This is a genomic window from Streptococcus australis, assembly GCF_003943615.1.
GTDB lineage: Bacteria > Bacillota > Bacilli > Lactobacillales > Streptococcaceae > Streptococcus > Streptococcus australis_C.
This window is the reverse complement of record NZ_RJPZ01000006.1, coordinates 25316-40117: the sequence shown is the minus strand read 5'-3', so window position 1 is coordinate 40117 and position 14802 is coordinate 25316. Positions and strand designations below refer to the sequence as shown.

15 protein-coding genes and 1 other annotated feature are annotated in these 14802 nt (G+C 41.7%); of the genes, 2 read left to right on the top strand and 13 right to left on the bottom strand.

All coding sequences use genetic code 11. The annotated features are described in order from the left end of the window. Positions 1–258: 258 nt before the first annotated feature. Together D8785_RS07400 and D8785_RS07395 are read left to right on the top strand one after the other, a co-directional pair. Positions 259–708, top strand: a complete 450-nt coding sequence (locus tag D8785_RS07400; protein ID WP_006596775.1) for an NUDIX hydrolase — start codon at positions 259–261, stop codon at positions 706–708. A gap of 67 nt (positions 709–775) precedes the next feature. Further along, positions 776–1078, top strand: a complete 303-nt coding sequence (locus D8785_RS07395) for a DUF1827 family protein (RefSeq protein WP_006596776.1) — start codon at positions 776–778, stop codon at positions 1076–1078. A gap of 83 nt (positions 1079–1161) precedes the next feature. Here the strand turns inward: D8785_RS07395 and D8785_RS07390 are convergent, their stop codons facing one another. The 13 genes from D8785_RS07390 to D8785_RS07330 all read right to left on the bottom strand — a co-directional run bounded on the left by D8785_RS07390 (position 1162) and on the right by D8785_RS07330 (position 14781). Then, positions 1162–1596 carry a GNAT family N-acetyltransferase gene (locus D8785_RS07390; RefSeq protein ID WP_125375004.1) on the bottom strand — a complete coding sequence of 145 codons (435 nt, stop codon included), beginning with the start codon at positions 1594–1596 and terminating at the stop codon, positions 1162–1164. 61 nt (positions 1597–1657) lie between these two features. After that, positions 1658–4450 (bottom strand): isoleucine--tRNA ligase, encoded by a 2793-nt coding sequence (gene ileS / locus D8785_RS07385; RefSeq protein WP_125375003.1) that lies wholly within the window; start codon positions 4448–4450, stop codon positions 1658–1660. 51 nt (positions 4451–4501) lie between these two features. Further along, positions 4502–4718: a binding site (T-box leader), on the bottom strand. Next, positions 4709–5554: a DivIVA domain-containing protein gene (locus D8785_RS07380; protein ID WP_125375002.1), complete on the bottom strand. Its 846-nt coding sequence runs from the start codon at positions 5552–5554 to the stop codon at positions 4709–4711. It overlaps the preceding feature by 10 nt. Positions 5555–5563: 9 nt before the next feature. Beyond that, the gene (locus D8785_RS07375) at positions 5564–6352 is read right to left on the bottom strand and encodes a YlmH family RNA-binding protein (RefSeq protein WP_125375001.1); all 789 of its coding nucleotides are present in this window, start codon (positions 6350–6352) and stop codon (positions 5564–5566) included. Beyond that, positions 6349–6609: a YggT family protein gene (locus D8785_RS07370; protein WP_125375000.1), complete on the bottom strand. Its 261-nt coding sequence runs from the start codon at positions 6607–6609 to the stop codon at positions 6349–6351. Before D8785_RS07370 ends, D8785_RS07375 begins: the two co-directional genes overlap by 4 nt. Position 6610: 1 nt before the next feature. Further along, positions 6611–7240, bottom strand: a complete 630-nt coding sequence (locus tag D8785_RS07365) for a cell division protein SepF (RefSeq protein ID WP_125374999.1) — start codon at positions 7238–7240, stop codon at positions 6611–6613. Between the two features lie 9 nt (positions 7241–7249). Then, positions 7250–7918, bottom strand: a complete 669-nt coding sequence (locus D8785_RS07360; protein ID WP_125374998.1) for a YggS family pyridoxal phosphate-dependent enzyme — start codon at positions 7916–7918, stop codon at positions 7250–7252. A 2-nt stretch (positions 7919–7920) separates the two neighbouring features. Then, positions 7921–9198 carry a cell division protein FtsZ gene (ftsZ, locus tag D8785_RS07355; RefSeq protein ID WP_120701160.1) on the bottom strand — a complete coding sequence of 426 codons (1278 nt, stop codon included), beginning with the start codon at positions 9196–9198 and terminating at the stop codon, positions 7921–7923. 15 nt (positions 9199–9213) lie between these two features. Continuing rightward, positions 9214–10566 carry a cell division protein FtsA gene (gene ftsA, locus D8785_RS07350; RefSeq protein WP_125374997.1) on the bottom strand — a complete coding sequence of 451 codons (1353 nt, stop codon included), beginning with the start codon at positions 10564–10566 and terminating at the stop codon, positions 9214–9216. A 140-nt stretch (positions 10567–10706) separates the two neighbouring features. After that, a complete protein-coding gene (locus D8785_RS07345; protein WP_125374996.1) occupies positions 10707–11915 on the bottom strand; it encodes a cell division protein FtsQ/DivIB in 1209 nt (402 codons plus the stop codon). Further along, positions 11912–12982, bottom strand: a complete 1071-nt coding sequence (locus D8785_RS07340) for a UDP-N-acetylglucosamine--N-acetylmuramyl-(pentapeptide) pyrophosphoryl-undecaprenol N-acetylglucosamine transferase (RefSeq protein WP_125374995.1) — start codon at positions 12980–12982, stop codon at positions 11912–11914. The genes D8785_RS07345 and D8785_RS07340 overlap by 4 nt, the downstream gene beginning before the upstream one ends. Position 12983: 1 nt before the next feature. Then, positions 12984–14336, bottom strand: coding sequence for a UDP-N-acetylmuramoyl-L-alanine--D-glutamate ligase (murD, locus tag D8785_RS07335; protein WP_125374994.1), 1353 nt, complete (start codon positions 14334–14336; stop codon positions 12984–12986). A 178-nt stretch (positions 14337–14514) separates the two neighbouring features. Beyond that, the gene (locus D8785_RS07330) at positions 14515–14781 is read right to left on the bottom strand and encodes a DUF3165 family protein (protein ID WP_023026447.1); all 267 of its coding nucleotides are present in this window, start codon (positions 14779–14781) and stop codon (positions 14515–14517) included. Positions 14782–14802: the final 21 nt, after the last annotated feature.

Genomic DNA, 14802 nt, shown 5'->3' with positions numbered 1-14802 from the left:
GCATTTAAAAGAGGCTAGGACAGAAGTCCTAGCCTCTCAATTGTCTTTGGATTGTCGAGCAAGACGCAGTGGTTGAGTGGGCTCTACTACACTGATTTCATCAGCTTTTACAGCCCTACTCAACTGTGAGGAGGTGGGACGACGAAATCGAATTCTAACGAATTACCGATTTCTGTCCCACTCTCTTATTTTTATCTCCTACTGCTTTTTATGTCCTTCTATGTTATAATGATAAAAAAATAAGAAGCGAGTTTTAATATGACTGTTGCAACTTTTGGGACAAAAGAAGAAAATGTTGACTATGTCAATCGTTATGGAGTCTATGCGGTGATTCCAAATCCAGCCAAGGATAAAATCATCCTAGTCCAAGCACCAAATGGAGCTTGGTTCCTACCAGGTGGTGAAATCGAGGCAGGAGAAGATCATTTCTTGGCACTCGAGCGCGAACTGATCGAAGAATTGGGCTTCACTGCGACCATCGGCGAGTATTATGGCCAAGCTGACGAGTACTTCTATTCTAGTCACCGCGACACCCACTACTATAATCCTGCCTATATCTATGAAGTAACTGACTTTGTAGAAGCTCAAAAACCGCTAGAGGATTTCAATAACATTGCTTGGTTCCCAATCGACGAAGCCATTGACAGATTAAAAAGAGGAAGTCATAAGTGGGGCATCAAAATGTGGAAATCTGCCCAAAAATTGTAAGCGACTTCTTTCACAAAATAAAAAAAAGTGCTATAATAAATGGAGAAAGAGCTTAGGAGGATCTCACATGAAGCTTATGAATACAACAAATAGTCATGCTACTCTGGTCAAAAGTCAATTAGAAAGTACCGATGCTACCCTTGTTGAGGTCTATTCAGCTGGTAACACCGACGTTATCTTTACCAAAGCTCCTACACATTACGAATTGCTGATTAGTAACAAACACCGGGCCATTCGTGAAACAGAAGTTGAAAAAATTCGTGAGTTCTTTTTAAAACGCAAGATTGATCTTCAAATCATTGACCAATCTGCTATAAAGACCCTCTACTCTGATAAACTGATCGAAATTTCTTTCCCAATTGCTAAGTAAGGTCCTTCTACCTTACTTTTGCTTTGGGATTTTTATTAAAAACAAAACATCCGTTCATCTCATTATCGAGGTGAACGGATGTTTTATTTCTGATAGATCATTTTTACGTGAGGGGTAGAAGCCAAGATAAAGGGCTCGCTCACCCTTTGAAACCCTAACTTTTCATACAAGCCAACCACCTGTTCTTGGGCCTCAATTTCAATGGTCCGTCCAGGAAAGCTCTGTTCACACAGGTCCAAAATCTGCTCCACTATGGCCTTTCCCAGTCCTTGGCCACGACTGTCTTTAGCTACAGCCACACGGCCAAAATGAATCGTAGCCCCCGTCTCAAAGATCCGTGCATAGGCATCTACGCGTCCTTCCTCATCTTGATGAAAAAGATGGATAGATCGATAATCAACATCATCGAGATCATTGTAGATTCTTGTCTGTTCCACGACAAAGGTTTCCAAACGCAATTGAACGATCTCGTAAAACTCTTTCAGTTCTAGTTCCTTAAATTCTTTCTGGTACCACATTAGTTCCTCTTTATTGAAAAGTCGCAAGGAGACTCACTCCCTGCGACTTTTTCATTTCTTATTATTTGGATTCAAATCCTTCTGCTACTGCGTCTGCAAAGTTTTCTTCTACGATGCTTGCACAGTGGTCACAGATGGTTGCGTTGTAGCTACGTTCTGCTGTACTTGGATCGATGCGGCGGCAACGGTCACAAACCTCACCAGCTGCACGTTCAACAGTGAAGGCAACATCTTCGAAGGCCACTGCACCTTCTGGAGCTGGACCTTCTGCAATGGTCAATTCTGAGACAATCAAAAGTTGAGCAACATTGCTATCCACTGCTCCAAGAAGAGTCTTCACTACTTCATTTGGATAAACTGTCAAATGAGCTTCAAGAGATTTACCGATCACTTTTTCGTTCCGTGCTTCTTCTAAAGCTTTTTGAGCTTGGCCACGGAAGTCCATGAAGGCTGACCAGGCATCCAAGATTTCTTCTTGGTTAGCAAATATCTGTGCTTCTGGTAATTCTGACAATTGGACGAAATCTTCAGATTCAAACTCAAGATATGACCAGATTTCTTCCGCAGTGTGAGGAAGGATTGGTGTCAAGAGTTTGGTGATTTTCACAAGAATGTCATAGAAAACAGTCTGCATTTGACGGCGTTCGAGAGATTTTGCACCTTCAATGTAGACAACATCTTTGGCAAAATCTAGGTAGAAGGCAGACAAATCAACATTGATAAAGTTCACTAAAGCCTTGTAGATGGTCAAGAATTCAAAGTTTGCATAAGCATCACGAATGGTCTTAACAAGCTGGTTAAAGCGAATGGTCATGTACTTATCGACTGAACGTAGCTCTTCATAAGCTACTGCATCCTCAGCTGGGTTAAAGTCAGATGTGTTCGCAATCAAGAAACGAAGGGTGTTACGGATCTTACGGTAAGTTTCAGAAACTTGACTCAAGATATCCATAGAGATCCGTACGTCGTTACTTGAGTCTACACTGGTTACCCAGAGACGCAAGATTTCCGCACCAAATTGTTTTTCAACATCGCTTGGAGCAATGGTGTTCCCAAGAGATTTGGACATCTTCTCGCCTTTACCATCCAAGGCGAAACCTTGAGACAAGATTTGTTTGTATGGTGCAACACCATGGTTTGCTACAGATGTGATAAGAGAAGAGTTGAACCAACCACGGTATTGGTCTGAACCTTCAAGGTAAAGATCTGCTGGGTATTTGAGTTCTGGACGGTTAACCACGACCCCATTCCATGATGAACCTGAATCAAACCAGACGTCCATGATATCTGTTTCTTTCTTGAACTCACCATTTGGTGAACCTGGATGGGTAAATCCTTCAGGCAAGAGGTCTTTAGCATCACGTTCCCACCAGATGATGGAACCATGTTCTTCAAAGAGTTGAGCTACATGCTCGATGGTTTCAGCTGTCATGATTGGTGTGCCATCTTCAGCGTAGAAGATTGGGAGTGGCACACCCCAAGCACGTTGACGAGAGATAACCCAATCGCCACGGTCACGGATCATGTTGTACAGACGGACTTTCCCCCACTCTGAGTGGAACTTGACTTTTTCAATTTCGTCCAAGATTTCTTGACGGAATTTAGATACTGAGGCAAACCATTGAGGCACGGCACGCCAGATGATTGGTTTTTTCGTACGCCAGTCAAATGGGTAGGAGTGAGAGATTTCTTCTTGAGCAAGAAGTAAATCACCTAGTTTCTCAATAACTGTTGGCACAACCTTGTCGTAAAATTGACCTTCGAACTCTGCACCAGCATTGGCCATCATGATCCCGCGTTCGTTAACAGTGACTGCAACTTCGAGACCATTGGCAACACCGACATTGTAGTCATCCTCACCAAAACCAGGGGCTGTATGGACGATACCAGTACCAGAGTCTGTTGTAACGTGATCACCGAGAATCACCAACTCATCGACAGCTGTATCCCATGGGTGTTCTGTGACGATGTGGTTTAATTCTTGTCCACGGTAAGTTGCTAGGACTTGAACATCAGACCAGCCAAACTTCTCTGACAAGCTATTCAACAATTCTGAAGCAACTACAAACTTACGAGCTTCGCCAACTGGTTGCACCAAGACGTAATCAATATCCGCACCAACCGTCAAACCACGAGAAGCTGTGATGGTGAATGGTGTTGTTGTCCAAACAACGATGTATGTGTCTGTGTCTAGGACACCTTTTCCATCTTTAACCTTATTGGCATAGTAAAGAGATGTTGAAACCAAGTCATGGTATTCAATTTCCGCCTCAGCAAGAGCTGACTCAGATGACCAAGACCAGTAAACAGGCTTCGCTCCACGATAGATATAGCCTTTATTAGCCATTTCACCAAAGACACGAATTTGCGCTGCTTCATAGTCAGGTGTCAAGGTTACATACGGATTTTCCCAGTCACCTGAAACACCCAAACGTTTAAAGTCTTCGCGTTGTTTATCTACTTGAGAAAGAGCATATTCACGGCAAAGCTTCAAGTATTCAACCAAGTCCATCTCTTTGCGTTTGACACCTTGTTTTGCCAAGACTTGCTCGATTGGCAGACCATGAGTATCCCAACCTGGAATGTAAGGTGCGTAGAATCCTGACATAGATTTTGAACGAACAATGATATCTTTTGAAATCTTGTTCATAGCATGTCCTACGTGGATATTTCCGTTAGCATACGGAGGGCCATCATGCAAGGTGAAATGAGGTTTCCCTTGGTTCAATTCTTGACGGCGTTGATAAAGTTTTGCTTCATCCCATTTTTTTTGCCATACTGGTTCTTTTGTGGGAAGACCTGCCCGCATCGGGAACTCTGTCTTACCTAAATTTAGTGTCTCTTTGAGTTTCATGGAGTCTCCTATAAAAAATTATGATACAAAATAAAAGACCACGACCTCGCCAAAAAGGACGACAAGTCGTGGTACCACCTTCATTCAAGAAAGAGACTGCTCTCTTTCTCCTCTTTTGTCGCTAACGCTGACAAGCGTCAGTGGTTACTCATTTCACCACTAAGATTTGTAAAAGGATCAATCTTAACAAAGGGAGTACAGGTCTTTCACCATCACCTGCTCGCTAAAACTATTTGCTAAAATCACTGTTTTTACAGATTATAAAATTGAAACAGATTCCCGTTGTTCTTCGCCTTCTGGAGCATTGATATCAGCAACTTCAGGAGTTTCTACAACAAGATCATCGATAGACTCTTGATCTATATGAGTTTTTTCAGCTTCTTTTAAAGCAGATTGAACTTTTTCATTCAATCCTTCAAACGCTTGTGTTGCACCCAATTCTAAGTTAGCTACTTCAATGCGTTTTTGTAATTCTTCAATTTCAGCTGGAGTAAATTGACGCGTCAAGTCAATGTTATAGTCTTCTGCATAATGATGAACAGATTCACCCAATGCTTTTTCGACTACTTCACGGAAAGCTTCATCACTTGTTTGAATATACATAGCAGTTGGTCGAAGAATTTCATCCCATTCTGGTGTATCAATGATGCTCAATTGGCTTTCGATGGTTGATTTCAAACGTTGGTGGAAGACGCGTGTCTTGTTCTTCAATTCTTCCGTTTCTACAGCAACTTTCTTAGCATTGTCTGTAGCATGACGGAGAATTTCATTCGCTTTCGCTTTCGCTTCTTCAACTAAATGATGAGCATCTTGCTCAGCTTGACGAACGATCGTTTCTGAGCGTTCATTTGCTGCATGTTTCACACGTTCAGCTGTATCTTGAGCGATCAATACTGATTGACTCAAAGAGTCTTTCATTTCATCAAAGTAATTCAAGCGCTCTTCCAACGCACTAATTTTTGTTTCCAATTCATGATTTTCACGAACTAATTTTTCATAGTCTCGGTAGACCATGTCTTGAAACTCTTCAACTTCTTTAGCATCGTAGCCTCTAAATTTTACATAAAAGCGTTTATCTTTAATTTCTAAAGCTGTAAGTGCCATAGTTACTCCTTATTTTCTACTGGAAAATACTTCAACTGTTAATTTGTATTTCCCGCTTTTTGATTGGCCGTTTTCTGATAGAAATTTAAAGCGACCATATTTTCGAACACTAATTAAATCTGCTACTTGAATCATCCGACTAGGATTATCAATTGGCGCATAATTGACTTTTACTTGGCCAGACTGAATCAATTGAACAGCTACAGACCGAGCAAGTTTAAAAGTCGAGGCTACTAGCTTATCAAGTCGTACACTAGTAACCAATAGGTCTTTGATTTTGGATGGTTCTTCTACAAAAATCCTGTCTCGACAGTCGATCTCACGAATCTTCACAGAGGCTTTTGCAATTTTTCTTAGATTCTCTTTGAAGTAGGAAGAGAAACGTACATCCACATAAATATGAATTTTCCCCTGCCCAACCACGATATCTCCAAAAGATTTTCTTTCCAAGCCTAGCTGATGGAGAAGTGATCCCAAAACTTGAGAATGACTTAATCGATAGAATTTATCCGGATAGAGAACTTCTAATAAGGCAATCTCAAAATCAGATGCATCTAACACATAGTAGCTAGGAGCAAGAATCACCCGTGCATATTCTGTGGGATAAATTTCTGAACTTGAGAATACCTGCAAACCGTGGTGGGCACCAATTTGTCGTAAAATATCAACCTGATGTGGATTTAAAAAAGTAGTCAGTTCAAAACTATACTGTTGCTCCACCCGAGCCACTAATTCTAGGACTCGATCGATAAATACGTGATCTTCTTGACTATAGTGTTGATAAAATCCCTTTGTCATAGGAACTGCACCAAGAATTGAAGGACAAATCGTTCCACTACGGACAGAGCAAGTAAGGCAAACATGACCGTAAAGTCTAACCCACCAAGTTGCATAGGTATCTTTCTAAATAGGCTCAAAAATGGTTCGACGATCCGTTGAACCATTTTAGCTAAAGCCGATTCTGATGCATTTGGAAACCAACTAAGCAAAGCATAGATGATTAATACTAGCTCAAAAACCTGAAAGAAATTTCTAACTAATTGTAGGACAAACATATTAACGGTTTCGTTTCATATCAAAGTCATATTCAGCAATTTCGACATCATTTGGAAGGCGAATATCTTCAATATTCACAACGACATTGATTGGTGTTAGTAAGTACATAGTACTTGCAACACGACGTAGATTCCCAGCTAATACATAGCGAGCACCATCCAAATAATCCAAACATCTTCTCGCCTGAACTTCAGTCATGTATTGGAAGTCAATGAGAATACTTTCGTTTGCCAACAACAAGTCAACAATTTCAGTTGCTTCTTCGTATTTACGAGGATAGCGGACATCAATTGTAATCTTTTCATCTGCAGCAGAACGATTTTTTGCCAACTCTTGTTGACGTTGATGAAGTCGAGTAATATTTTCAGAAGGTGATTTTTGAGATGAAGCGGATTCAACCACTGCTGTTGAAGTTACTTGTGGACGACTTGCTGCAACAGGAGTAGGTTTCTGCTCCTTGACAGCTACTACCGCTTTTTGACGTGGTTTTGATGATGCTTGTACTGGTTTAGAGGATGGTACAGGTTGGCTAGCACCGACTGCTTGAGCAGGCGCTTCTTGCACATCGTATTCATCTCCATCTTCAGTAAAATACTCAATCATTCGATCAAATTTATCTTTAAATGACATAATTCTTCCCTATTTGAAAAATGAGGTCCCAATTCGCACAAAAGTCGCACCGTTAGCAATTGCTACATCATAATCACGACTCATTCCCATGCTTAACTCTGTAAAGGGCATATTTTTCAACTGTTTCTTTTGTAATTCTTTTTGAAGTTGGTGAGTTGCTGCGAATATGGCTTGCAACTCGTCCTGACTTGCCTCAAAAGGAGCCATCGTCATTAAGCCAACAATTTGTAAGTTATCCAAGCTTTCCATTTCTGGAAGAAGAGCATCGAGCTCTTCAGGAGCAAATCCATGCTTGCTTTCTTCTCCAGAGATATTGACTTGTATAAAACATTTAATTGGGTGACTCGCCCTTTTTTGAATTTCTTGGGCAAGCTTCATAGAATCTAAAGCATGGAAGTAATCTACATAATTGATAACTTCTTTTACTTTACGACGTTGGAGACTACCGATCAAATGCCAGGTAAGTCCCTCATCTTTTAGAGCTTGGTATTTTTCTAGAAATTTATCAACACGGTTTTCACCGATATGACGGACTCCTGTATCGACCAGAGCCTTAGCTTGGTCGATACCGACATACTTAGTAACAGCAATTACATTCACCTGATCAGTGCGGTTTGCTGTTTCCATTGCTTGTGCAACCTGCGAGAATATACGCTCTTTATTTTCAATCAGATTCATTCTTAACGATTACGGAAAAATGGTGGTGTTTCCAACTCATCATCTTCTGAAGAAGAATCCACATAGCGCTCAACTTGACGACCAGTGCTAGTATCAGACTGACGCACAATGTTTTCACGACGAATGTCCCAATCTCCAAACGCAGATCCACGAGGTTTTTCTTGTTTAGCACGTGATTGAGGAGTAGGCATGTCGATTTCTTCCTTTAAATCAAATTCGCGATCAAATTGTGGAGTTTGTGGACGTTGTTCACGTGGTCCAGTTTGATAATAACGTGCTGAACTTGGTGCATGAGATGCAATTCCACTAACTTTTTCAACCTTGTCCTGACGAACACCAGTTGCGACAACCGTTACGCGAATTTCATCTTTCATTGATTCATCAATAGATGTACCGAGCCAAATGTTTACGCCATGACCAGCTGCTTGGTTAACAATTTCAGAAGCTTCTTCTGCTTCAATCAAGGTCATATCCAAACCACCAGTAACGTTGACGATCACATCTTCAGCACCGTCAATGGTTGTTTCAAGGAGTGGTGAGTAGATGGCTTTACGAGCTGCTTCAATCACACGCTCTTCACCATTACCAACACCGATTCCCATCAAGGCATTTCCTTTGTTTTCCATAACAGTCTTCACGTCAGCGAAGTCAAGGTTAATCAATCCTGGGCTTGTGATCAAGTCAGTGATCCCTTGAACCCCTTGGCGAAGGACATTATCTGCTTCACTCAATGCTTCAAGAAGTGGTGTTTTCTTATCTACAATTTCTAACAAGTTGTTGTTAGAAATGATCAACAAAGTATCCACATGCTCGCGAAGTTCATTGATCCCTTCGATCGCATAGTTGCTACGTTTGGTTCCTTCAAATCCGAAAGGACGAGTCACAACGGCTACTGTCAAAGCACCAACAGCTTTAGCAATACGCGCAATAACTGGTGCAGCACCTGTACCAGATCCTCCACCCATTCCTGCAGTGATGAAGACCATGTCTGCACCTTGCAATGCTTCCGTCAATACTTCTTCACTTTCTTCTGCGGCTTTACGACCAACCTCAGGTTGACCTCCAGCACCCAAACCACGAGTCAACTTAGGACCCAATTGGATAACTGTTTCTGCTTTTGCACTTGAAAGTGCTTGTACGTCTGTGTTTGCTGCGATGAATTCTACACCAGCAACTCCTTCGTCAATCATGCGGTTGATGGCATTACCGCCACCGCCACCGACACCGATTACTTTAATAACTGCACCTTGTGCCGCTGCTGTGTCAAATGAAAATGTCATAAATACTTACACTCCTTAATCAAACATATTACCGATAAAATTCTTCATTCGGTCTGTAAAGGTAGTTTTTTCTTCTTGTTTTTGTTCTTCAACTGGATGTTGTTGCTCGACGTTTACTACAGGTTCAATTTCGTCCGGTACATATGCTGGAACTACTGGTTGCTGTGTTGGGCGTTCGAACTGAATTGGTTGCTGACGAAGACGTTGGTCCCCATGTACAGCAGCTTGAGCAAGAATATCTACATCTGTTAGATTTCCTGCATATTCAGACAAGCTAATCACGTGGGCAAAAGCTGGATTGCGGATACCAATTTGATTTGGAACGTACAATTTCACATTTACACCAAAGACTTCTTGTGCCAACTCTTCAATACCAGGGAGAATAGCACCACCACCGATGATGACAATTCCTCCAGGCAAATCAAGCAAATGTCTTCTTTCAAGATCTTGTTTGATTTGGTCGAAGATGTGTTTGATCCGAGCTGAAATAATTTCTGCCAAATATTTTTCAGATACTTGAACAGGTTCTACTTCACCAATCACTTCAACATGGAAGACTTCATCACCAACTGCAGGAACATAAGCTGCTCCATAGTTGAACTTCAAACCTTCTGCTAATTTTTGAGAAGTTTTCAATACTTTAGAAATATCCTTAGTAACGTAGTCGCCACCTTCTTGATAGATATTTGTAAATTGAAGTTCTTGATTACGAACAGAAGCTACTGTCGTTTGTCCTCCACCTAAATCAATGACAGTCGCACCAAACTCACGTTCTCCTTCGTTTAATACAGACTTAATCATTGCAAGCGGTGAAATAATGATGTTTTCAACTTGTAAACCAGCACGTTCGACTGTTTTCCGTAAATTATGGAGGACAGTTCTTGGACCAGTATACAAGAGTCCACGCATCTCCAAACGAATCCCCATCATACCACGTGGGTCACGAATCCCTTGGAAACCATCGACTGTGAATTCTTCTGGAATAAAGGTAATGACTTCACGGTCAGGCGTCATACTCTTCGTCAAAGCAGACCGTACAACATTTTCCACGTCTGCATCCGTAATTTCTTTTGAATCACTGGTTACAGGAATCATTCCTTGAGTTGCTTCAATTTGAAGAAGGTTCGCTGGCAATCCAACGTTGACAAGATTGATTGAAATTCCTGCTTTTTCTTCTGCCTGACTTACTGCATTTTTAATCGCATTCGAAGCAGCCTCAATATCAACTATAATTCCATCTTTGACGCCAGCACTTTTCGCATTGCTGACTCCAATTACATTCATTTCTCCATTGACATGTTCTGCCACCAATACTTTTATTGAACTAGTACCGATATCTAAACCTGTAAAAAAGCCGTTTCTAGCCATTACACCAGTCCTCTCTCTTTTGTTTTCCTATACGTCAGTTAATAGCTCCATTTAGTTAGAACTATCCAAATTTCATTATAACACAAATATGCCCATAGTGGGCATATTTTCTTCATTTATTTCAGATAATTTATGAGGGCTTACTCAGCGGGAACTTCTTCGTGTTGCTCTGTTGCGACTGCACTCTCATCAGAATCTGTCGAGTTGGCGTCCGCTTCCTCCGTTTTGTTCCCTTCCCCTTGTTCCTTTTCTTTCTTTTCCTGAGCTAAAGTGGCCATGGTTTCTGCATTATAACTGTAGATACCTGCTTCCATGTCAATGACACTGTTATCTTCAATCAACTTACGAATCTGATTGTAATAAGGCAATTTACGTTTGATCTGAGATATAGGCACCAGAACCTTGGTGCCATCCTTCATGGTGAGCGTCACCAAATCCTTGGTCACCTTGCTCGGTGCCAAATCCACCGACTCAATTTCATCGCGTACAGAGGATGGTATTTTCCCTAGTTGTTTGACAAATTGTCGGACCAATTCTCGATCAGAAAAACGAACGCTTAGGTAAGACTTGGGAAGCTGATCCGTAGCAACCGGTGTCTCCACGACTTCTCCATTCTCTAAAATGGGATAGTGGTCTTCCTCAGTCACATAGTAACCAAAAACCTGGTATTCCTCAACCTGAACCTTGAAAGTCGTAGGGAAGGCATAAGTCATTGAAATATCCTTGACCCATGGACTCGCCACCTTCATATTAGCAACATAACGGTCCCGATTCAAGAAAGTTGTCAAGGTATAATCTTGATTTTTTATTTGGCTTTTTTCGAACAACAAGGTCTGATCTGCATTTTTATTCCCTGAAAATTCGACGACTTTTTGCTTGGCTAGGGGCGTTAAAAGATAGGCAGAAAAGAGAGCAATCAGGGTACTGATAACCAAAACTGGAATAGCTCTGTAGAGGTGACGTCTCGCAATTTGGCCTTCCTTTTTAGCCTTCTTCGCTAGTTCCTCTTCTTCTAACATAGCTTCTGAAGGTTCTGCTAGGTAGATGATTTTTTCTTCTTCAGCCTCTTCTTCTACTTCTTCAGGAAGAGTTTCTTGTAATCCCTCCTCCGCTACATCAGCCACATTCTCTTCTTCTGTAGTCTCAGCATTTTGCTCTTCTGCATCTAGATTTTCAGAGGGAGTTTTTTGATTCAGAAATTCCTGTCTTTCCTTCTCTTCTTGTGCTTTCTTTTCTTTTTCTTCTTGCTCTTCTAATTGTTTTTTCTTTTGATACTCCTGGTTTCGTCTCTGCCACTCAGAGAGCTTAGTGACTTCCTTAGGAGTTTTTTGGTTCTTCTTATCCGTCATTTTTTCCTTTTATTAATTTCTTGATGGACCAGACTGTAAAATTCATCCAAAGAAAGTAGCTCATTCGAAGACTTCATCGCTTGATGATAGCTTTCTGCCCCTTGGAACATTTTATCCATCGTATTTTGCAAACGATCCATGCTCAATTCTGATTCAGCGATGGTTTCTGCATAACCTTTCTCAACGAAATATTGAGCGTTTTCGATTTGATCTCCCCGACTAGCTTCTTTTCCTAGAGGAACGATGATATGTAGCTTATTCATGGCCAAGAGTTCAAAAATCGTATTGGCACCACCACGAGTCACCACTAGGTCTGCCTGCTGGAGCAAAGGAAGATAGTGATCCGTCACGTAATCCACGCGATAAAGATGAGGGGCTTGTTCATTTAAGGAGGAGTCCCCAGTCAAATTAATGACATTGTAGCTTGCCAACAAGGCTTCTCGATTATTTGTGACAAACTCATTGAACACGCGTGCACCAGCAGAGCCACCCACAAAGAGAAGGGTTGGCAACTGTGGATCAAATTGAGCGAATACTGCTTCCAATTCTACTGGGGTTGGAACTTGCTCACGATGAACCTTGGTCACAGCTCCTACATGTTGGGCTTTCACTAGACTCTTCGGTTGCTCAAAGGTCGTAAACATTTTCGTCGCAAACTTATAAGCAATTTTATTGGCCAAGCCCATGGAACGATCTGATTCGTGTACCAATACAGGTACAAAACAAAGTCTTGCAGCCACTACCGGAGGAACCGAAACGAAGCCTCCTTTAGAAAATAAGACCTGTGGCCGTACACACAGCATGATCCAAATCGATTGGAGAATCCCCCAGAAGACCTTGAAGACATCCAACATGTTTTGCCAAGAGAAATAACGGCGCAACTTACCCGTCGCAATCGAGTGGAAATGAATGTCCAAGCCAGACTTCAAAATCTCTTGGTGCTCAATCCCCTTCTTGTCCCCAATATAATGAACTTCCCAACCATCCTCGATGAAGCGAGGGATGAGGAGAAGGTTCAAGGTGACATGCCCGACTGTACCTCCCCCTGTAAATACTATTTTTTTCATACTATTTTTTCAACTCTTCTACTGTTTTTAGGAACTCATCGCCCCGCACTTCAAAATTCGCATACATATCCCAGCTAGCATTGGCTGGACTAAGCAAGACGATGTCGCCTGGCTCAGCTATTTCAAAGGCTTTGCGCGTTGCGTCCGCTACATCCGTCGCATCTAGATAGGCCACACCCGCTTGATCCGCTGCTCGTTTCACCCGTTCAGCAGACTCTCCAAGGATGACCATTTTTTTAAGGCCGGTAATATCTGGCACCAATTCATCAAATTCATTGCCTCGGTCCAAGCCACCAGCGATTAAGATGACATGAGCGTTATCAAATCCAGACAAGGCTTTTTGGGTTGCTAAAATGTTGGTAGACTTACTATCATTGTAAAATTTTATCCCTTCAATCTCAGCCACATACTGCAAGCGGTGCTTCACCCCGCCAAAGGCTGATAAGGTTTCTTGGATCGTTTGATTGTCAATACCACGAAGTTTGGCCACTGCAATGGTAGCTAAGGCATTTTCTACATTGTGGCTACCTGGTACTCCGATTTGATCTGCCCGCATAACGGCTTCACCTTGGAAGTAGAGGACACCATCTTCCAAATAGGCCCCATCCACTCTTTCTTGGGTTGAAAATGGAACAACACTAGCTTGTGTTTGTTGAGCCAAGTCTTTGGCTAGATCTTGGTTAAAGTTTAGCACCACAAAATCCTTGGCAGTCATATTCTTTTGTATAGCCCATTTTGCAGCTACATAACCTTCGAAGGATCCATGATAATCCAAGTGGGTCGGCATGAGATTGGTGATCACTGCGATTTCTGGATGGAAGGCTTCAATCCCCATTAATTGGAAAGAAGATAATTCCATCACCAATGTGTCTTTAGCTGTCGCTGTTTGAGCGACTTGACTAGCTGGAAAACCAATATTCCCAGACAAGAGACCATTTTGTCCAGCAGCAGTTAACACTTCCCCAATCATGGTAGTAGTGGTTGTCTTTCCATTTGAACCAGTGATGCCGATGATCGGCGCTTCTGAAATAAGATAAGCCAATTCGACCTCAGTCAAAACAGGGATGCCTTTTTCAAGGGCCCGTTGGACCATGGGATTCGTGTATGGAATTCCAGGATTCTTCACCATCACCGCAAAGTCTTCATCCAAGAGTTCCAGAGGATGTCCTCCTGTCACAACTTTGATTCCTTCTTCCAGTAAACTCTGGGCTGCAGGATTTTCTTCAAAGGCTTTTCCATCATTCACAGTTACGATAGCTCCTAGGCGATCTAGTAAACGTGCTGCAGATTCTCCGGATTTCGCCAATCCTAAAACAAGGACTTTTTTATTTTTAAATGTTTCAATGATGTTCATAGCTTTTTTACTCCAATTTGTTCACCTTCTATTTTACCCTTTTTTAGACAATTTAAAAAGCCTTAAGACAGCAAAAGAAGCAACACCTTACAAAAATGACCTCTTCCCCTTCTTTCATAAAAAAGTCGCCATGATTTTACATCACAACGACTCTATTTCTGGAGAGAAAATCTCCAGTTTATTCTGATTTATCCAAGCGTTTAGAAGACTTGGTTGGCAACCGCGAGATATCAACGAGGGCCAGGTAGCCTACAAAAGCAAGGAAGGCACCAACAAAAAATTCTGAAGGCAATTGGAAAATTTGGAAAATTGCTAAGCAAAGGAGAATCACCAAAGAAACCAACAATACGACCAGGGTTACTACATTCAGAGTTCCTCTAATGCTCTTTGGAGCTGCAAAAAGGTAAAAAAGGAGGATCAAAATACCTATAATTAAATAAACCATTTTGTCACTCCTTTCTTATTT

Coding starts and splice junctions, on each gene's coding strand:
- D8785_RS07400 (WP_006596775.1), top strand. CDS start 259: ATGACTGTTGCAACTTTTGGGACAAAAGAAGAAAATGTTGACTATGTC.
- D8785_RS07395 (WP_006596776.1), top strand. CDS start 776: ATGAAGCTTATGAATACAACAAATAGTCATGCTACTCTGGTCAAAAGT.
- D8785_RS07390 (WP_125375004.1), bottom strand. CDS start 1,596: ATGTGGTACCAGAAAGAATTTAAGGAACTAGAACTGAAAGAGTTTTAC.
- ileS (WP_125375003.1), bottom strand. CDS start 4,450: ATGAAACTCAAAGAGACACTAAATTTAGGTAAGACAGAGTTCCCGATG.
- D8785_RS07380 (WP_125375002.1), bottom strand. CDS start 5,554: ATGGCACTTACAGCTTTAGAAATTAAAGATAAACGCTTTTATGTAAAA.
- D8785_RS07375 (WP_125375001.1), bottom strand. CDS start 6,352: ATGACAAAGGGATTTTATCAACACTATAGTCAAGAAGATCACGTATTT.
- D8785_RS07370 (WP_125375000.1), bottom strand. CDS start 6,609: ATGTTTGTCCTACAATTAGTTAGAAATTTCTTTCAGGTTTTTGAGCTA.
- D8785_RS07365 (WP_125374999.1), bottom strand. CDS start 7,240: ATGTCATTTAAAGATAAATTTGATCGAATGATTGAGTATTTTACTGAA.
- D8785_RS07360 (WP_125374998.1), bottom strand. CDS start 7,918: ATGAATCTGATTGAAAATAAAGAGCGTATATTCTCGCAGGTTGCACAA.
- ftsZ (WP_120701160.1), bottom strand. CDS start 9,198: ATGACATTTTCATTTGACACAGCAGCGGCACAAGGTGCAGTTATTAAA.
- ftsA (WP_125374997.1), bottom strand. CDS start 10,566: ATGGCTAGAAACGGCTTTTTTACAGGTTTAGATATCGGTACTAGTTCA.
- D8785_RS07345 (WP_125374996.1), bottom strand. CDS start 11,915: ATGACGGATAAGAAGAACCAAAAAACTCCTAAGGAAGTCACTAAGCTC.
- D8785_RS07340 (WP_125374995.1), bottom strand. CDS start 12,982: ATGAAAAAAATAGTATTTACAGGGGGAGGTACAGTCGGGCATGTCACC.
- murD (WP_125374994.1), bottom strand. CDS start 14,336: ATGAACATCATTGAAACATTTAAAAATAAAAAAGTCCTTGTTTTAGGA.
- D8785_RS07330 (WP_023026447.1), bottom strand. CDS start 14,781: ATGGTTTATTTAATTATAGGTATTTTGATCCTCCTTTTTTACCTTTTT.